General features: G+C 41.1%; 14 protein-coding genes. 11 read left to right on the plus strand and 3 right to left on the minus strand.

The window, feature by feature from the left end; translation table 11 throughout:
* Positions 1-351 precede the first annotated feature (351 nt).
* The gene (locus ACT3RN_RS06930) at positions 352-1,068 is read left to right on the plus strand and encodes an SIMPL domain-containing protein (RefSeq protein ID WP_192520687.1); all 717 of its coding nucleotides are present in this window, start codon (positions 352-354) and stop codon (positions 1,066-1,068) included.
* 133 nt (positions 1,069-1,201) lie between these two features.
* Here the strand turns inward: ACT3RN_RS06930 and ACT3RN_RS06935 are convergent, their stop codons facing one another.
* Complete coding sequence (locus ACT3RN_RS06935; RefSeq protein WP_225739333.1) at positions 1,202-1,948, minus strand: DUF4124 domain-containing protein; 747 nt, start codon at positions 1,946-1,948, stop codon at positions 1,202-1,204.
* 364 nt (positions 1,949-2,312) lie between these two features.
* Complete coding sequence (glnA, locus tag ACT3RN_RS06940; protein ID WP_192520688.1) at positions 2,313-3,722, minus strand: type I glutamate--ammonia ligase; 1,410 nt, start codon at positions 3,720-3,722, stop codon at positions 2,313-2,315.
* 750 nt (positions 3,723-4,472) lie between these two features.
* Here glnA and ACT3RN_RS06945 point away from each other — a divergent pair.
* The 5 genes from ACT3RN_RS06945 (at position 4,473) to ACT3RN_RS06965 (ending at position 8,929) form a co-directional block, all read left to right on the plus strand.
* Complete coding sequence (locus ACT3RN_RS06945; RefSeq protein WP_192519951.1) at positions 4,473-5,096, plus strand: anthranilate synthase component II; 624 nt, start codon at positions 4,473-4,475, stop codon at positions 5,094-5,096.
* Positions 5,097-5,175: 79 nt separating this feature from the next.
* Complete coding sequence (gene trpD, locus ACT3RN_RS06950; RefSeq protein WP_192519952.1) at positions 5,176-6,297, plus strand: anthranilate phosphoribosyltransferase; 1,122 nt, start codon at positions 5,176-5,178, stop codon at positions 6,295-6,297.
* Positions 6,298-6,475: 178 nt separating this feature from the next.
* On the plus strand, positions 6,476-7,330 hold the full coding sequence (gene trpC / locus ACT3RN_RS06955) for an indole-3-glycerol phosphate synthase TrpC (RefSeq protein WP_192519953.1): 855 nt from the start codon (positions 6,476-6,478) through the stop codon (positions 7,328-7,330).
* Between the two features lie 92 nt (positions 7,331-7,422).
* Positions 7,423-8,157, plus strand: a complete 735-nt coding sequence (locus ACT3RN_RS06960; protein WP_192519954.1) for a Smr/MutS family protein — start codon at positions 7,423-7,425, stop codon at positions 8,155-8,157.
* 139 nt (positions 8,158-8,296) lie between these two features.
* On the plus strand, positions 8,297-8,929 hold the full coding sequence (locus ACT3RN_RS06965; RefSeq protein ID WP_192519955.1) for a DNA-3-methyladenine glycosylase family protein: 633 nt from the start codon (positions 8,297-8,299) through the stop codon (positions 8,927-8,929).
* A 57-nt stretch (positions 8,930-8,986) separates the two neighbouring features.
* Here ACT3RN_RS06965 and ACT3RN_RS06970 read toward each other — a convergent pair whose 3' ends face one another.
* A complete protein-coding gene (locus tag ACT3RN_RS06970; RefSeq protein WP_192519959.1) occupies positions 8,987-10,942 on the minus strand; it encodes a mechanosensitive ion channel family protein in 1,956 nt (651 codons plus the stop codon).
* 435 nt (positions 10,943-11,377) lie between these two features.
* Between ACT3RN_RS06970 and ACT3RN_RS06975 the strand changes: the two genes are divergently transcribed.
* From ACT3RN_RS06975 to ACT3RN_RS06995, 5 genes are all read left to right on the plus strand, one after another.
* Complete coding sequence (locus ACT3RN_RS06975; RefSeq protein ID WP_192519956.1) at positions 11,378-13,315, plus strand: TonB-dependent receptor plug domain-containing protein; 1,938 nt, start codon at positions 11,378-11,380, stop codon at positions 13,313-13,315.
* A gap of 280 nt (positions 13,316-13,595) precedes the next feature.
* A complete protein-coding gene (gene ahcY, locus ACT3RN_RS06980; RefSeq protein WP_192519957.1) occupies positions 13,596-15,020 on the plus strand; it encodes an adenosylhomocysteinase in 1,425 nt (474 codons plus the stop codon).
* A 13-nt stretch (positions 15,021-15,033) separates the two neighbouring features.
* Positions 15,034-15,882, plus strand: coding sequence for a methylenetetrahydrofolate reductase (locus ACT3RN_RS06985; protein WP_192519958.1), 849 nt, complete (start codon positions 15,034-15,036; stop codon positions 15,880-15,882).
* Between the two features lie 531 nt (positions 15,883-16,413).
* Complete coding sequence (locus ACT3RN_RS06990; RefSeq protein WP_192520021.1) at positions 16,414-17,262, plus strand: 16S rRNA (uracil(1498)-N(3))-methyltransferase; 849 nt, start codon at positions 16,414-16,416, stop codon at positions 17,260-17,262.
* A gap of 355 nt (positions 17,263-17,617) precedes the next feature.
* Positions 17,618-19,321 (plus strand): putative bifunctional diguanylate cyclase/phosphodiesterase, encoded by a 1,704-nt coding sequence (locus ACT3RN_RS06995; RefSeq protein ID WP_442074758.1) that lies wholly within the window; start codon positions 17,618-17,620, stop codon positions 19,319-19,321.
* Positions 19,322-19,474 lie beyond the last annotated feature (153 nt).

Raw genomic sequence — 19,474 nt, forward strand, 5'->3', positions numbered from 1 at the left:
TAAACGTTTATATGGAAGCTTTCCCAAACAATGGACCAATGAACACCGACCTTTAAACAATCCTGCCTATTCATAATAGTCACAAACACCCTATACAGTTATCAAAAACAAGCGATGGCTATGCTTTTCGCTGTCACGTAAGTCACATAGGTCACAAAGGTCACAAAGGTCACAAAGGTCACAAAGGTCACAAAATTCTCACATCAACTCACTCAGTATTTGCTATTTTAATGTATAAAGTTATACCCATACCAACCTTTCTTTGATATATACAAGGAATGGCTTCTTGTGCGTAACCAGATTCTTAACATATTTGTGTATGCATCATTAGAACTAATTTAGGAGACAATAATGAAAACCACGTTACTAAACAAAACAGCCTTAACGACTGGCACAGCCTTGTTACTAACAGCCATGATGGGCAGTGCGCATGCAGAGCCAACAGGTTACGATCAGCTAACGTTTCAAACAGAAGTAAAAGAAGAGATTCAAAATGATGAAGTGCGAGCCAGCTTATATAAAAAAGCACAAGCAACAGATTCAAAAGCATTGGCAACGATGCTCAACACATCCATCAATAACGCGATGAAAATCGCTAAGCGCTACCCTAGTGTGACTGTAAGCACAGGGCAGCAGCGTACCTATCCTCGCTATGACAAAGACAATAAAATTATTGGTTGGACAGGACAAGCCAATATAGATTTGAAGAGTACTGACTTTGCCGCAACCAGTCAGCTCATCGCTGATTTGCAAGAGACGCTAGTGATGGAGAATCTAAACTTTGGGGTTTCAGAGAGTAAGAAAGATGCACTAGAACAAAAACTCATGACCAACGCTTCTCGCGCTTTTCAGCAGCAAGCTAAAAATCTAACTAGCGCATGGGGTGCTCGTGGTTATCGTGTGATTAATGTCAATCTCAACACAGGCGGTAACTCCCCTCGCCCTATGTACAGCAGCATGAGTATGAAAGCAAGCTCTGAGAGTGGATCAGTTCCTAGCCAAAGCTTTGAGTCTGGTAACAGTACTGTCTCAGTAACGGCAAATGGTACGATTGAGCTGACTAAATAAATCAACTTATACCAGTGGTTAGGTTCGTTCATAAATTGAGCTCTTCATACTAAAAAGGTAAGCACCATTATGGTGCCTGCCTTTTTCTTTGCGCTGTTGTTTATGCCGTCGTTATTGATCAATAAGACAAGCTCTAATCACTTTTACCTAACTTTAATAATAGTTTTTGGTATAACGATAGGTTTTGATAAGCCAACAGCTGCTCTGCTTTTCTTTTATTATCTTGCAATGTTGTGTTGTTCTGAATCACATAAATGGTACGCGCAACCTGCTGGAGCTTGCCACCTGCCTTATTGGTCACAACTGCCGTAATACTATGCGCACCTGGTAAAAGATCTACCGTTGAAATGGAAGCACTTAAACCCTGTGCCACCTCATTACCATCCAAGTAAATACTTACGCTATCGCCCGCTTGTAAGGATGGCTCTACTTGTACACTTACATCGATATTTTGTGCAGGACGACGATAAGCACGCTCTTCGCTTGGATTGGTGATTGTCAGCTGATAACTGACGGTCGAACTATTATTGTCCCTATCAGATGTACCAGTCGTCTCTGCGCTGGCAGCTTGTGCACTACTGCCAGACTGTTCACTTGCATTGCCATTGTTATTTGAATTAAGCGTATCACTTCTAGTCATCACACTGGTCTGAGTAACTTGCTTATCTGCTTGCTGCTCATAATTCTGTGGACGGTCGGTAAAGGTAACTTGACCCGTCTTTTCATCAACGACTTTATAAATAGAAGCAGCATTTGCCAAAGGGGCGTAGAGACTGGCTGTGAAGACGAGCAAGCCTGTGAATAACATCTTATTTTTTGTATGACTGCGTATGGTCATGGCAGTCTGAATCAAACGGAGATTTTTTGAGAGTGAGTGCATAGTCAGTCAACCTAATAAGTGCGCGTATTTAACAAATATAATAGTACCATTATGGGGGATTTTTAAGTGAAAAACACTAGGGCGTGTCTTCATTTTAAGATAATTATTAGGGCGTGTCTTCATTTCAAAAATGGTGATAAAAATGAGATAAATTGCCGTCAAACAAGGAAAATAGCGCAGATAATATCGGGATATTAACCAGCTATTTGATAATGTTTGGCAAGATTTAGCCATTTTTAGCCCATTTAGATGACTATCGAGTGAATTAAAGACACGCCCTAGTTTAAATTCCATAAAAAAAACCAGCTAAGTTAACCTTAGCTGGTTTTTATGACTCAAAATAACTGAGTGCTGTAGCGACTAATTAGCAGCTATAGTACATATCGAACTCAACTGGATGTACAGTCACGTTCAGACGTTGTACTTCTTCTTCTTTCAAAGCAATAAACGCCTCTAGCATATCTTTGGTAAACACGTCGCCTTTTAATAAGAACTCGTTGTCATCTTTCAATGCTTGTAGAGCAACATCTAAGCTCTCTGCAACCGTTGGGATTTGTGCTTCTTCTTCTGGTGGCAAGTCATACAAGTTTTTGTCAGCAGCTTCACCTGGATGCATTTTGTTTTGGATACCGTCAAGGCCAGCCATCAACAATGCAGCAAATGCTAAGTAAGGGTTCGCTGTTGGATCAGGGAAACGTGCTTCAACACGCACTGCTTTAGGGCTGCTTACATGTGGAACACGGATAGATGCTGAGCGGTTAGACGCTGAATAAGCAAGCTTAATAGGCGCTTCGTAATGTGGCACTAAACGCTTATAACTGTTGGTTGATGGATTGGTAATCGCGTTCAAAGCACGAGCATGCTTGATGATACCACCAACGAAGAACAACGCTGTTTCAGACAAACCAGCATACTCATCACCTGAGAACGTGTTTACGCCATCTTTCGCGATAGACATATGTACGTGCATACCTGAACCATTGTCACCAACGATTGGCTTAGGCATAAATGTAGCCGTTTTACCAAACTGATGCGCAACGTTATGAACCACATATTTTAACTGTTGAACTTCATCTGCCTTACGTACCATGGTGTTAAATGCAACACCGATTTCAGACTGGCAAGAAGCAACTTCGTGATGATGTACTTCAACACTACCTTCGCCAACAATCTCTTCAATGCGTTCACACATCACTGAACGCATATCTTGTGAGCTATCAACAGGCGGTACTGGGAAATAACCACCTTTCACGCGTGGACGATGCGCCATGTTGCCCCACTCATAAGTCTCGCCTGTCGACCATGCTGCTTCTTCAGCAGTGATTTTATGGCTAACACCAGACATATCAACTGACCACTTCACATCATCAAATACAAAGAATTCCGGCTCAGGACCAAAATAAGCAGTATCACCAATACCAGTAGACTTTAAGTACTCTTCAGCGCGGCGTGCGATAGAACGTGGGTCACGATCGTAGCCTTGTAGCGTTGATGGCTCGATAATGTCACAAGTAACCACAACAGTTACTGAATCAAAGAACGGGTCGACAAAGGCTGTCTCTGCATCTGGACGTAAGATCATATCTGACGCTTCAATACCTTTCCAACCAGCAATTGATGAGCCATCAAACATTTTGCCATCTTCCATAACATCTTCGTCGATGGTATGCGCAGGGAAACTGATATGTTGCTCTTTACCACGGGTATCGGTAAAACGAAAGTCAACCCATTTGGCATTTGTTGATTTGATAAGATCTAGTAATTTGTTCGACATAAATAATCTCCGTTGTGTTGATCACGTTATTGCGATGTAAAGTTATTTGTTTAATTTTTTGGTTCAAGAATATTAATATTAGCTGCGTAATTCAAACTAAAGCGCGCTTTCAATATTATGCTTATTATCAGCACTGTCAATGTCTTTAGTCAAGACATCCTTCTAATATCAAGTTTGTGCTTGCCACTCTCACTTTATTCTAACAACATACGAACGATAATAGTAAGCGCTTCGGGCATTTGTTAACAAATATTTTTAAAGCATTTTTTGCTAAAAATAGTTATGACATTGTTAGTGCAAAGGCTATGCCAACTTAAATAAGTCATAGCATCAAAGTACTTGAAACGTTGTTTTATTATCAATAATTACAAACATCTATAGCAGAAATATTAAATCATGATATTTATTTTTTAGCCTACTACACTATCAACTTCTTATAGGAGTGCCAATTAGATGATACATATGCATCAATTTGGTGCATAATAAATCAAGCCAATCATGTAAAAAGCATCGTTTTAGTGCAATTATAATTATTGTATTTGCTCAGCTGATAACAAACTAATGATTCATCACATATATTATCCGAGTAAATATTTTACTGATTACTTACTCGGATAACCTGTACCCTACATTTGATAGACCTTAAAATAATGTTAAGATAACCACGCCTTATTAAGTACATAAGTCAAAAAGTAAAATAGATAGATATAAGCCCTAACAATACAATCATATCCATAAGTTGAAGACCTAATGATTTTGATGATCGATAATTACGACAGCTTTACGTACAATATCGTACAGTACTTCGGTGAATTACAGCAGGACATCACCGTCTGGCGTAACGATCAGGCCACTATTGAACAAATTCAAACCCTTGCACCAGACGTAATTGTCATCGGCCCTGGCCCCTGTGATCCAGACCGCGCTGGTATCTCTTTAGAGGTTATCGAAACATTCAAGGGTGTCATACCGATATTGGGTATTTGTTTGGGCCATCAGGCCATTGGCCAAGCATTCGGTGGTCAAGTGGTCAAAGCTGGTGAAGTAATGCATGGGCGCTTATCTGATATTTATCACAATAGTAAAGGTATATTCTCAGGTCTACCCAACCCTTCTCAAGCCACACGCTACCATTCCCTCGTGATTGACAAAACCAGTCTGCCCGACTGTCTAGAGATGACAGCTTGGACACAGTATGCTGACGGTAGTATTGAAGAAATCATGGGTATCCGTCATAAAACCTTGGCTATTGAAGGAGTGCAATTCCATCCTGAGTCTATCTTGAGCGAAGCTGGTTATCAGCTGCTCAATAATTTTTTACTGGCTCATAGTTTGTCTGTATTACCCAACAGTGAATTACCACAAGTCGGCTAAGCATCATTAAAAAATGCATCAACAGCATTTAGAACGATAAATTTGAAACAAACTTATAAAAATAGTAAGAGAGAACACCATGAGCACGATAAAGATAGAGGATAAAATGACGCCAGATCATATTGCTCAATTGCCTGATTCTGATATTCATAAGTTATTAACGGCATCTTTAGAAAGAGTTTTTCAGCACATTGATTTGACCTTCGATGAGATGTATCAAGTAATGCTAATCATCATGCAAGGACGATGTAGTGATGCCATGATGGGCGCTATTTTGGCTGGCTTACGCATGAAAGGTGAATCCATAGATGAGATTACCGCCTCCGCTAGCGCCATGCGAGCATTGGCTGCCAATATTGAGCCAAAAGGTTGTGATTATCTGGTCGATATCGTCGGTACTGGTGGTGATGGTGCCAATCTATTCAATGTTTCTACCGCCTCTGCTCTTGTGGCATCAGCCGCTGGCGCGCAAGTTGCCAAACACGGTAACCGCGGTGTGTCTAGCAAATCGGGTAGCTCCGACTTACTCGAACAAGCGGGTATTAGTTTGGCGCTGAACCCTGAACAAGCAAAAAACTGTATCGAAAATCAAGGTATCGGTTTTTTGTTTGCACCCAATCATCACAGTGCCATGCGCTATGCCATACCCGTCCGCCGTGAATTGAAAACACGGACAATTTTTAATATTTTAGGACCATTAACTAACCCTGCTGGCACGCCCAATCTGGTGATTGGTGTTTTTACCGATCAACTGTGTGAACCTATCGCTAAAGTTATGAAAAATTTAGGCGCACGTCATGTGATGGTCGTGGGTGCAAAAGATGGCTTAGATGAAATCAGTCTTGCAACCTCTACTACCGTTGCTGAGCTCAAAGATGGTGATATATCAGTATATGAGATGATGCCCGAAGATGCTGGTATTGAATCACAGACCCTAATTGGTCTTGATGTAACTTCTCCAGCGCAAAGTCTTGAATTAATCCGTGCTGCGCTATCTGGAATCGACACTCATGACCGCTCTATACTTAAAGCGCGTGACATGATTGCGTTGAATGCAGGTGCGGCAATATATACAGCAGGACTTGCCAGCAACTATGCTAATGGCGTTAGCAGAGCGCAGCAAGTCATTCAAAATGGCGATGCGCTGATCAAGCTTGAATCTTTGGCCAAATATACACAGCAATTAGTGGCTCAGGGTTAACTTATAAGCACTCATATGGTGCAAAATTTGCCACCACTGTCTATAGTCAAAGAAGTCTAAAACGGATACAAGGCAGCCGACTGCAGATTGTACCAGTCGTACATCTAAGAAGGGTAACGCCGTAGCCGTCTAGTAATTCTTTGACTATATTTACATTTAACGATATTCGGATACCCGCATGACCACCACTCATTCAGAAATACCTTCAGTATTGCAGCGCATTGTTGCCACCAAACACATTGAGGTAAAAGCGGCGCGTGAGGCCTTACCGCTTGACACATTACAAACGCAAGTCGCAGCTGATAGCAAACCACGCCGAGGCTTCGCTACCGCTTTACGTAAAGCTGACATTGGTATCATTGCTGAGATTAAAAAAGCCTCACCGTCTAAAGGCATCATCAATCATAATTTTGACCCAACCACGTTTGCCAAGCAGTATGAGCAAGCTGGTGCCAGCTGTTTATCAGTACTGACCGACCGTGATTACTTTCAAGGCGATGACAGCTACCTTCTTCAAGCCGCTAATGCCACAAGCCTACCGATATTACGTAAAGATTTTATGGTTGATGTGTATCAAATTTATCAGTCTTATTTACTGGGTGCCGACTGCATATTACTGATCATGGCTTGCCTTGATGACACCCTATTACACGAGCTACATGCACTAAGTATTGAGTTAGGCATGGATATATTGATAGAAATACATACCAAATCTGAGCTTGATCGCGCACTGACATTACCGCGCTCAGCGCACAATATTTATGGTATTAATAATCGCGACTTAAATACGTTTGATGTCGATTTACAAACCACACTAGATCTAAAAAACATATTGATCGAAGCATTAGCCGTAGACGATATAGCTCTTAAACCGCTCGTTGTCACTGAGAGTGGCATCCATAACAGTGATGACATTCGTTTGATGTTGGGCAATGACATTCAGCATTTTTTAATCGGTGAGCAGTTTATGAAAACCGATTATCCTGGACAGGCGTTACAATCCTTACTTGCGGGCGTCGCAGCAGACGAGTAAAGTAACTTAAGTAGCTTTATTTGAGATAATATAGCTTTTAAATGGCTAACAAATAAACCATTCATTCATCAACCAACGATACGTTAAATTTTATGTCAAATTCTCTTTTTTCAAAAGAAATGCAAGACCAGCTCAAAGAGCTAAAAGGCCAATTGAGCAAAGGTCGTGATACCAACTCACCTGAAGGTGAGAACCAAAAACCAACTGAACCTGTGTCATTGCCCACGCAAAAACAAGTAAATAAGACAGTCAAGCAAATGGATAGCGAACATATTGACGATGACAAAGTGCTATTTATGCAAGCCATGCATGGCGTCAATCAGCTTGAAGACAAAAATGTCCGCTCACCTGCCAATGCTAGCAAAGCCGGAAAACCCGATGCGACGACATTGTCTAAACGTGCGGCCGCTCAAGGTAGCGAAGCGAATAACTTGGGTGCTGGCTTATCAGATATGCAAGCCCTACTGAATCCTGTGGCAGCGGAAGCGGTCTTGTCTTATAAACAACCAACGCTACAAAACAAAGTATTTACCCAACTCAAGCAAGGAAAATTGCGCTGGTACGATGCTGTAGATATTCATGGCTGTACTATTGAAGAGGCACGCGAGGCTGTGACTCAATTATTGAGCCAAGCAAAGCAAAAGAATGAGACAATGGTAAAAATTGTCCATGGTAAAGGCTCTGAGGCCATCCTAAAAACTTGCGTGAATGGTTGGTTGCGTCAATTACCAGAGGTATTGGCTTTTTGCTCTGCTCCGCCAAAAGATGGTGGTAATGGTGCGGTATTGGTACTATTGAAAAAGTCTAAAGTTGATGGTGAGCAGTAGGTAGCTTTCGTTCAGTATTAAAATAAAAGGGCTGCAATTGGCAGTCCTTTTTTATAAGGATAAAGCCTATCTACTTTTGATACTAAGCGATAGATACCCACTCTATTTTCATACAAACTTTTATTCAAGCGAACTCATTATGAGCATCCAAACTGTTGAAAACATTGAAGCGCTAAATGAACATATTACAGCGCTAATTGCTATCGAGCCACGATTTGCGCCTGTCTACAAACAAACTGGACTGCCTGATCTCAGACATAATACAGGTGGGTTTGAGGCACTGATGAGAGCTATGGTCGGTCAACAGCTCTCTGTAGCAGCAGCGGCCAGTATTTGGCAGCGTCTGGTTGATTCAGGTTTGACGACACCTAAAGCGATTAGTGAAACCTCGGACGAGACTTTGCGAGCACACGGACTGTCTAAGCAAAAGACTCGATATATAAGATCGTTAGTAGAAAACGACATAGACTTTGCGGCGCTAGAGATCATGCCAGATTTAGAGGTGATAAAAACCTTAACTGCCGTGGTTGGTATTGGACAGTGGACCGCTGAGATGTATTTAATGTTTTCTCTAAAACGTGCCGACGTCCTTGCTGTTGATGACTTAGCCATTAAAGTAGCGGCGCTGCAATTGTTGGATTTACCAGAAAAGACAACGCCAAAACAACTAAAGAATCTGACCCAAAATTGGTCACCGCATCGTAGTGCTGCAAGTCTATTGTTATGGTCATACTATGGTTTATTGCGTAATAAAACGGCTGTGCCTTTATAACCTATTGTCTTCATAAGTCAGTGCTTTTATAAGTCAGTGCTTATTTGATCTTCAACGTTAAGGCTGGTTCCATATAGAAAACCCAGATTTTTTGCTTATATGCTTAAACCTACGTTTTTTTAGTACCCTAACCTCATGTTTCAATGCTTTTATTGGATCATATTTTTTTCTTTTTACTGACTCATTCTTATGTTGATGAGCGGTGTCATTGCTATTGGCATCACCTTTATTTAAATCTATACCAAAGTTTTCATCGCTACCATTATCATCAATAGAGTCAGTATTTGAGGCATTTTCTTTTGACGTGCTTTCTTTTGACGTACTTTCTTTTGACGTGGTTTCTATCGACTCCATTGCTTCATTTTCTCTGTCATTGGGATCAATATCGTTTGCGCTATGATGCTCTAGCTCAGCTTGATTGACGATAAGCTGCTGAGTCGGCAACGCATGTTCCACTTTATATTCCGAGACCTTTTTTAATACATCGACAAATAAACTGTTTTGTTTGTCATAGAATTCAATGATATCGACAGCATTAACATAAGCCTGTAACTGGATGACATAGCAATCTTGACGCAGCTCTAAGATATTGACCTGATTCCACTCTTGATTGGTCAACTCATGCTCTTTTATAAATTCGTCTAAGTCATTTACCATTTTGAAAATCACATCAAGATCGGCGGTACGCTTAAGATACAAATGATGGAAAAAACGAAACATATCACGAGAGGTGAAATTTTCAATCTGCATAGATGAAAAGTCACCGTTCGGTACCGTCACAATCGTACGCGTCAATGTCCGTACACGCGATGAACGAATACCGATATCGATGACCGTACCTTCATAAGTGCCAAATTTACAATAATCACCAATACGTACTGGTGAATCTGCCACGACGACGACACTACCGACAAGGTTTTCAATAGTCTTTTGCGTACCCAGTGCTAATGCCAAACCACCGACACCTAATGCGGCAATACCTGTGGTCAAGTCAAAACCTAAATTTCCGAAGATGACAATCACAGCAAATATCAGCAGTAACGCTTTGACCACTTTGCGCAGCAGTCCTAAGATTGAGACTCGCTCAGTATAGTTTTTCTTATAACTTAGATTCACCGCACGCGTAAATACTGCATCTATCACTCGTAGCAATAACCACGTTACTGCTACCCACGAAGCAATTTCTGTAAATCGATTGACTGGCTCACGCAGCGTCACCGATACGCCAGCATACACCATCACCTCAGACAAGATTAGCGCCATAATCACGACAGAGAGGGGCAATATCACTTTATTAGGTAATGGTAATGGTACCCCACGTACACGCGGATACGTGATTTTTAATAAATGATATAGCAGCCAAACCATGATATAAGTCAAGATAAAGCTACCAACAACCATGGTAAGTGCAGCGACTAAATCAGCGAGCTGATAGCCGAAAAGATTTTTACCTTCTAATGAGTCAATAGTATAACGAGATACCAAAGTTGGTTCAGTGTTTGCTATTACTTCTGGTATTGAGCTGAGCGTATCGCTTGAAAACTGCCAATATTTTTCGCCTCGTTCAGACTGAGCCCTTTCAAGTATCAGTGACACGTCTTTGTCACCAATGCTAATCACGCCTACATTTTCTTGCTGTGGTGGCAACTGGTCGGTTAGATTACCCTCAGGCTCATTACTAAGCTGCAAATCTGGTTGAAAACGGCCACCTGCATCCAGTGCTTGCTTGAACTGCCGTACGATGGTGGTTGGGTTATCGGATTTCGATAAATTTAGATAGTTACTCGCCAGCAGATAGTCATCTTCGCCTAGCGCACTGATAAACCCTTGTACTGTATGCCTTGGTGTATCTCGCCCAAATGAGTCCGGGCGTAATGATTCTACTGACTCTTCACTACTGCTTTCACTCACACCAAGTGTACTAGCCTCAGCTGCAAAGGTATGAGTTGGCCATAACAAACTCAACAGCAGCGCAAGTAAAAACACCATCGCGAGTAATGGTATTTTAATCATAGAGTATGGTGAAGATAACTCAGTGCTGGGAATCAGACGATACTTGATAGACAAAACAAACCTCTTAACTTTATGGGTAGTACAACGGAAAACAATAGATTTCTGACTATGATAGCAACTATTTATAACAGCAGTGCTTTTGATTACGCATTTTTTAGCCAGTTATGTCAGTAACTGCTATCAGTTTTGTAGCATAACCTTTATCCAAGCTTTTCCCCTTTAAGCCATATAATGAATTATTCACAACTAATCATGAATAATATTCACCTTATAATGAGGAAACATTAGGTTAAAGTGGTTTATAAAACGGTCATTTTTATAGATAATAAGCATAGTTTTGCGCATGTATTGCTTTTTGTAATTTTTAACCATTTTAACGTCACAGTGGTTATTTTTTATTTCTGTACTTTTAACATGATTACTTTGGAATTGACTATGTTTTTACCACGATCTTCTTCGACTGCCTATCTTCGCTTATGTATTCTAAGCGCACTTGGCATATTTTCTTTGAATGCAACAGCAGCAACCGATTCTACTGTCGTAAGCAACAACGAAGTACCAGAAGTTGAACTCGATGAAATCGTTGTAACAGCTACCCGCACACCTACTAAAACCAGTAATATCATTGCCCAAACACGGGTTATTGATAGCGAAGAGTTGCAGCGTTATCAGGGTCAAACAGTCACTGATGTATTAAAGAATCAGCCTGGTATGAATATTAGTCAAAGTGGCGGTACCGGCACCGTTAGCAACTTTTATATGCGTGGCTATGACAGCAAGCAAGTTCTTGTAATCATTGATGGTATTCGCTACAGCTCTATTTCTACAGGCGCGCCTGCACTTAATCTATTATCTGCCGATCAAATCGACCGTATAGAAATTTTATATGGCGCATCAGGGTCTAGCATCTATGGTTCTGATGCCATGGGCGGTGTCATTCAAATTTTTACGAAAGGCAATAATATTGAACAATCTAATGTTTCAGCCACAGTCGGGTACGGTAGTAATGATCATTACCAAGTAGGTGTAACAGGACAACTAAAAAATGATACTTCTTCATTGAGCTTAGGTGTCAGTCGCAACGAAACAGACGGTTTTAATGCAATTGCTAGCTCTAATTCTTATGATTACAATGCGGATGATGATGGGTTCGAATCTACCAATGCCAGCCTAGCATTACAACATAAGATTTCAGACAATTTAAGTGCTGGTCTCAACGCTTTATATTCTGACTCTACAACAGATATTGACTCTGCAGGCGATGCTTTTCCAAATGCTTATGCAGATCAACAAAATGGCAGCGCCAATGCTTTTATTCAATATCAAACACCATTAGCCGTCACTAAATTTAGTGTTGGACAAAGTATCGATAAATCTACGACTCACGATGCTTACTCTATCAACTATGAAGATGGTAGCCAGTTTGATACCACCCAAACACAGGTACGGTCAGAGACCAGTATTAATGCACAACCTGGTACCGTTACTATCGGTGCAGAGTGGTTGTCACAACAGTTAGACGCTTCCGATGTTTTAGATTTTTCAGGTTTTCCTGCGCCTGCCACTCTAACTGCTTATGACCCTGAAGATAGAACTGTTAAAAGTGGTTTCGTTGGCTATCAATTATCAGAGGATTATTATGACCTCCAAGCCAATTATCGCGTTGATGACAACTCGCAGTATGGTAATGAGAACACCTACAATATAGGTGCCGCTATACGACCACTAGAGGGTTTACGCATTGGTGCAAGCTATGCCACAGGGTTTCGCGCGCCAACCTTCAACGATTTGTATTATCCCGGCTATAGCAATCCAGACTTAAAGCCTGAGACTAGTAAAAATACGGAAGTGTTTGTAGAGTACAATAAAGGCAATCAGAACTCACGTCTGACAGGCTATTATACTGATGTGGATGATTTGATTAATAACGCTACTAATACTAGTGAGGCACAAATCAAAGGTTTAAGCTTAACTTCTGACTGGAGCGTTAATTCGTTTTTATTTGGTTTGGGTTATGACTATCTGGAAGCTAAAGACAAAACGACTAATAGTGCTAACTATGACAACGAGCTTGTGTACCGCCCTAAAAATAGTGGTTTAATCTATGTTGGTTATCAGCAACCTGCTTTTGATGTGCGGCTTGAAGCTAAATATACTGACGAGAGATTCTCTGATGCTGCAAATACCACCAAGTTAGATGATTACACTTTGTTAAATTTAAGTAGCTCTATTTATCTGACAAATAATCTTCGTGCTAACTTGCGCGTTGACAATATCACCGATGAAGACTATACCCTATCTAATCAATTCGGTACAGAGTACGCCACTGAAGGCACTAGCTATTTCGGCTCTCTAACCTACGACTGGTACTAAAATTATCTAGTTATTGTTACAAGAGACCATCGATTGATGGTCTTTTTTGTGGGTGACATTTTATCTGTCATCTATTACAATGACACCCTCCGAGAGGTGTTGCGCCATGACCGTAAATATTGCATTAAGAGATTAGAATCATGCAAATCATAGGTTATGTTAGGCTCGGTTAACTGTTGATTGTCCTTAACTATATAAAGTAAGGCGATTATCAGCGCAAATAACGGCACCTGCGTTTTTATTCTTTTTATCATAAATTAACCACTGATAGGAGCATATTATGGACGCAGTGTCTAACACCCCCTCTGCCCATACGATCGATCCCTCTTTCACTGACTATAAAGTCGCTGATATCAGCCTTGCTGATTACGGCCGCCGTGAAATCACCCTTGCCGAAGCCGAAATGCCTGCCCTAATGGGCTTGCGCCGTCGCTACGAAGCAGACCAGCCGCTTAAAGGCGCTAAAATTGCTGGCTGTATCCACATGACCATTCAGACTGCCGTACTTATCGAGACACTCGTCGCGCTAGGTGCTGAAGTACGCTGGACATCATGTAACATCTTCTCAACTCAAGACCATGCTGCTGCTGCTATTGCTGCTGCTGGCATCTCTGTTTATGCTTGGAAAGGCGAAACCGAAGAAGAGTATGAATGGTGCCTACGTCAGCAAGTACATGTTGGCGGCGAAGCATCAGGCCAACTTTGGGATGCTAACTTAATCTTGGATGACGGCGGTGATTTGACTGCTTTGATTCATAATGATTATGCTGAGCTTCTTGATAGCATCCATGGTATCTCAGAAGAGACGACTACTGGTGTACATCGTTTGGTTGAGATGCTTGCCAAAGGCACGCTGAAAGTACCAGCCATCAACGTTAATGATGCCGTGACTAAGTCTAAAAATGACAATAAATACGGCTGTCGTCATAGCTTAAATGATGCGATCAAACGCGCAACTGACATGTTCCTTGCTGGTCGCCGCGCCTTGGTTGTTGGTTATGGCGATGTGGGTAAAGGCTCTACACAAAGCTTACGCCAAGAAGGCATGATCGTACGTGTTTCAGAAGTTGATCCTATCTGTGCCATGCAGGCCTGTATGGATGGCTTTGAAGTATTATCTCCTTACATTAATGGTGACAACACTGGCGGTGCAGAAAACATCAACACCCGCTTGCTTGAAGATACCGACTTGATTGTTACCACTACTGGTAACTACCATGTTTGTGACAAACATATGCTAGCAGCCCTTAAGCCTGGCGCTGTTGTATGTAACATTGGTCACTTTGACACCGAAATCGACACTCAGTTCATGCGTGACAACTGGCGCTGGGTCGAGATCAAACCACAAGTTCATCAAATCTTCCGCTCAGATGACGAAAACGATTATTTGATTTTACTTGCCGAAGGTCGCCTCGTAAACCTAGGTAACGCGACTGGTCACCCATCACGCGTGATGGACGGCTCGTTTGCTAATCAGGTATTGGCTCAAATGTACTTGTTCGAAGAAAAATTCGCTGACTTGCCAGATGACAAGCGTACTGACAACTTATATGTAAAAGTACTGCCTAAAAAGCTAGACGAAGAAGTCGCTGCTGCGATGGTTGCAGGCTTCAATGGTACTTTAACTAAGCTCACTGAAAAGCAAGCAGAGTACTTAGGCGTATCTGTCGAAGGTCCTTTCAAGCCTGACGCTTATAAATACTAAAAGGAGCAAGACTGTGAGTAAGCCTGCTTTTTCCTTTGAGTTTTTTCCGGCTAAAACTGAGCAAGGACACGAAAAACTGCTCAGTACTTATGATGAGCTGAATAAATTATCACCTACCTATTTTTCGGTGACTTATGGTGCGGGCGGTTCAACTCGTAACCGTACCTTAGACATTGTGCAAGCATTATGTGCTCGCGGTGATACCCCTATTGCGCCGCATATGTCTTGTATTGGTGATGATAAAAGTGAAATCGCTGAATTATTAGAGCTTTATAAGGGCTTAGGCATCAATCGTTTGGTAGCACTCCGTGGCGACTTACCCTCAGGTCAGGTTGGTATGGGTGAGCTGCCATTTGCACTAGACTTAGTCAAGTTTATTCGTGAGCATTCAGGCGATCATTTTCATATCGAGGTGGCCGCTTATCCTGAAATGCATCCACAAGCTCGCAGCTTTGCCTTTGATATCGATAACTTGGTTAACAAGTTCCAAGCGGGTGCAGATACTGCGATTACGCAATTCTTCTATAACGCTGATAGCTATTTATTTTTGCGAGATGCGTTAGAAAAGCGTGGTATTGATACCGTTGCTAAGCCCTTGGTTGCTGGTATCATGCCGATCACCAACTCTAGCAACTTGCTACGTTTTGCTGATAGCTGTGGTACTGATATTCCGCGTTATGTGCGTAAGCAGTTGACGGACTTCGGTGATGATCGCAAGGCCATTCGTGATTTTGGCTTTGATGTCGTTTATCGCTTATGTGAACGTCTTATTAGCGAGGGAGTACCAGCCATGCATTTTTATAGCATGAATAAGGTTGAGCCTAACAAGCGTTTGGTTGAAGCCTTAGGATTAACAGCATAACCCTTTCTCGAACTTATTGATTAATGACTGGTGCTCTTTGGAGCGCCAGTTTTTTATTGTTAGACTTTCAAATACCTGTCCTATATTTCATACAATGCATCGAATTTATCGATTATTGTTTCATTAAAAATTCAATGCTATATCTCGTAACCTCTAAAATAGTTACCTTTCTTAAGAAAAATCCTCATAAAAAAAATGCCTTTACCGTTACCAAATGATATTCTATTCAATTAGGGCGTGTTGAACATTCAAATGTGGTGCTGGCAGTGACTATTTTTTAGACAATATGCAGTGAAATTTTTGATGCCTAGTCATTCTAGGTTAAACAATTTCGCCATATATTGGCAAAAAAGAGTACTGCCCCAAAGGGCTGATACTAAAATCACCCCAAACGTTGTTGCAAGCCTAGCTAAGGTCTCGACATTATCGTCGGCTTACGCCTAGTTTGGTGCAATTTTAGCGATCAGCAGCCCTAATATTTGAATGTTCAACACGCCCTAATATCAATTTAATTATAGGAATAAAAAACCTGTGAGACGTTTTTTTTATACCATTAACACTAATACTGATAATATTCTCTCTCTACCTAAATTACATACCTTACCCTTAGGCAGCGAGATCGAATTACCAGAGAATATCGTGCATCATTGGTGCCGCGTATTACGGGCAAATGTTGGTGAAAAAGGTGTATTATTTGATGGCTTTGGTGGCGAATATCAGGTACAACTAGAAAATATAAATAAAAAATCAGCGACGGCTACCTTATTGATGCAGCTATCTGATGATAAAGCTGCACCTATTTTTAGTAAAATCGGTCTGGTCATGAGTCGCGGTGAACGCATGGACTATGCGATTCAAAAATCAACAGAGCTTGGCGTCACTGCTATCCAGTTATTAAGTAGTCATCATGGTGAGGTCAATCTAAAACCTGCACAAGTTGGGAAAAAACTGGCTCATTGGCAGCAAGTGGCTATAGCGGCTTGCGAACAGTGCGGACTCAATCGTCCACCACTTATTTTGTCACCTATCTCTATTAATGACTGGTTATACAACCCAGCAGACACCGTCGTTAGCCCTATAGTAGCTGATCTCAGTCAAGATTCTTATTACCAAGTACTACAGCAGCCAGCCGACTTACGTATGCAGTTGAGCGTACCAAAAAAAGGACAGCCCGCGATGCCTGAGTCACTGTTAGCCACCCTGGCACAATCAGCGCCTTATATTGAGCTACTCATTGGCCCTGAAGGAGGACTCAGCGACGATGAACGTCAAAAAGCAGCAGAAATTGGTTTTCAACCTTGGCAAATCGGTAAAAGGGTTTTGCGTACTGAAACTGCACCAGTGGTTGCATTAGCAACCTTACATGCTTTGAGCTATTAATTATCAAATACTAAATAGTGTTGAATATTCAGCACGACTAAAACAGGTAAACTTATCTAGGACATATTTGATACTGCAGCTATGGCACTGATGAAGACTATTTTTTAGACCCTTTGACGTTAAAAATAGTAAATTTAGTTATTCTAAGTGTCTATGTCTAACCATAAAATGGTAAAAAGAGTGCTTTCTCTACGAGTTGGTACTAAAACTGCTCCACATTAGTTATAAAGTTCGCTACGGCACGAGCATTAGCATTATTTTACGCCTTGCTTGGAGCCGTATTAGTAAGCAGCAGTGCTTATTTGGGAATATCAAACACACCCTATTATTTTATTTTGCCATTATGAGTCCAATTATGACTAATGCCACTGCCATTCCAGTCTCAGATAAACAGCAAATACTGGCACAGTTATGCGAGCAACTTGATGACGCTATCTTTATTTTAGATGCCAACTTGTGCTATTTATCGGTTAATGCCTGTTATGAAATGACGATTGGCTATAATGAGTCTTTTTTGCTTGGACGACCGCTTGGTATTTATGCGGCAAAATTTTTATCAGCAGATGAAGGGTCGATTTTAGCGGATATCACTAGCCACCTAAACAGTAGTGGCTGTTATGAAAAACACTTTGCAATGGCAAATCGATATGGGCAAGTCATTGATTGCCATATGACTTATCGTAAGATATGTATCGAGCAGACTGTGTACTACGTAGGTATGGTTCGTGATATGTCAGCAGCTATTAAAGATCAAAAAAAAGTGGCTCATTTACTCAATTATAATCAGGTCACAGGCCTACCCAACCGTAAAGTGTTTTTGAGTAAAACCAATGATTTATTATTAGATACTTACCAAGAAATCGCTATTGTACGTTTGAATATTGATCGTTATCGTAGCCTCGCAAGCCTACTAGGCCCTGATGGCATTAATACGTTGATAAAAAGCTTTGTCACGCGTATTAAAAACCTTCAACTGGATTATCTGACCTGTTTTTCCCATTTTGGTGGTGATGATTTTGTCTTGGTATTCGAATGCCCTGATGCCAATATAGTACGTCAGCAGCTAGACAGCTTAATGCAAATATGTGAACGCCCTTTCTCCTCAGACAAAACAGAGGCAAATATATACTGCCATATTTCCGTTGGTGCCAGTTACTTTCCCAAAGATGATGATGAATTGACTGGATTATTGGCCAAGGCTGAAAAAGCGCTGCATTATGTCAAAAAACAAGGTGGAGAAGATATCTGCTGGTATGACACATCGATTGATGAAGCCACTATCGGCAACTGGCAGTTAGAATCTGAGCTTAGAACTGCAGCTGCTGAAGGTCAGTTTATTCCTTATTACCAACCAAAATTTGAGTTAGCTACTGGTATTATCACAGGCTTTGAGGCTTTAGTACGCTGGCAACATCCGACTCGCGGACTACTGCGTCCAATACATTTCATCGATGCTATTATCACTCATAAATTATCATTTGAACTATTCTCACAAATGGCGGTTCAAATCGCCAAGCAACTGTCTATTTGGCAAGAGCAAGGTTTTTGTCAACATATCTGCATCAATGCTGACGCCACTGAATTTAGCCATCCTAACTTTTTTAAGATGGTACGCAATCTTCTTATACAACATAATATTTCTGCGACGCAATTACATATTGAAGTAACTGAATCTTCTCTAATCCAACGCCATAGTAAAGTAAAAAAACAACTGGGTTTACTCAAAGAACTGGGGATATACCTTGCCCTAGATGACTTTGGTACTGGTTATGCCTCCTTGAGCTATCTACAAGAATATCCATTTGATTTTATTAAAGTTGACAAAAGCTTTATCTCTGATATTGATAACAATCAAACTCAATACGCCATCGTAAAAGCCATTCTAGATTTGGGTACGGCGCTTGATATGCAAATCATCGCTGAAGGCATCGAGACCGAACAGCAGCGTGATGTACTGTTATCAATGGGCTGTAAACAAGGTCAGGGTTATTGGCTGAGTAGACCTGTGGCAGCTGATGCTGCAACCAAAATGTTGATTGAGCAGTACCGTACTCATTAACGCCTATTCGATTATGACTTAATATTACTAATATTTTCATCTGCTTATTTGCCTCAACTTTTGATGCCTAGCTTTGATTGTATAACCGATGCAAGGTAGGTTCATGACTTATCAGTGCTGTCACCAAACTTGTATAATTTCCCATGAACGCCT

This window comes from Psychrobacter sp. AOP5-GZ1-6 (genome assembly GCF_052376345.1).
Lineage (GTDB): Bacteria > Pseudomonadota > Gammaproteobacteria > Pseudomonadales > Moraxellaceae > Psychrobacter.

Excerpts from the sequence above, each read along its gene's own strand:
- ACT3RN_RS06930 (WP_192520687.1), top strand. The coding sequence starts at position 352 with ATGAAAACCACGTTACTAAACAAAACAGCCTTAACGACTGGCACAGCC.
- ACT3RN_RS06935 (WP_225739333.1), bottom strand. The coding sequence starts at position 1,948 with ATGCACTCACTCTCAAAAAATCTCCGTTTGATTCAGACTGCCATGACC.
- glnA (WP_192520688.1), bottom strand. The coding sequence starts at position 3,722 with ATGTCGAACAAATTACTAGATCTTATCAAATCAACAAATGCCAAATGG.
- ACT3RN_RS06945 (WP_192519951.1), top strand. The coding sequence starts at position 4,473 with ATGATTTTGATGATCGATAATTACGACAGCTTTACGTACAATATCGTA.
- trpD (WP_192519952.1), top strand. The coding sequence starts at position 5,176 with ATGAGCACGATAAAGATAGAGGATAAAATGACGCCAGATCATATTGCT.
- trpC (WP_192519953.1), top strand. The coding sequence starts at position 6,476 with ATGACCACCACTCATTCAGAAATACCTTCAGTATTGCAGCGCATTGTT.
- ACT3RN_RS06960 (WP_192519954.1), top strand. The coding sequence starts at position 7,423 with ATGTCAAATTCTCTTTTTTCAAAAGAAATGCAAGACCAGCTCAAAGAG.
- ACT3RN_RS06965 (WP_192519955.1), top strand. The coding sequence starts at position 8,297 with ATGAGCATCCAAACTGTTGAAAACATTGAAGCGCTAAATGAACATATT.
- ACT3RN_RS06970 (WP_192519959.1), bottom strand. The coding sequence starts at position 10,942 with ATGATTAAAATACCATTACTCGCGATGGTGTTTTTACTTGCGCTGCTG.
- ACT3RN_RS06975 (WP_192519956.1), top strand. The coding sequence starts at position 11,378 with ATGTTTTTACCACGATCTTCTTCGACTGCCTATCTTCGCTTATGTATT.
- ahcY (WP_192519957.1), top strand. The coding sequence starts at position 13,596 with ATGGACGCAGTGTCTAACACCCCCTCTGCCCATACGATCGATCCCTCT.
- ACT3RN_RS06995 (WP_442074758.1), top strand. The coding sequence starts at position 17,618 with ATGACTAATGCCACTGCCATTCCAGTCTCAGATAAACAGCAAATACTG.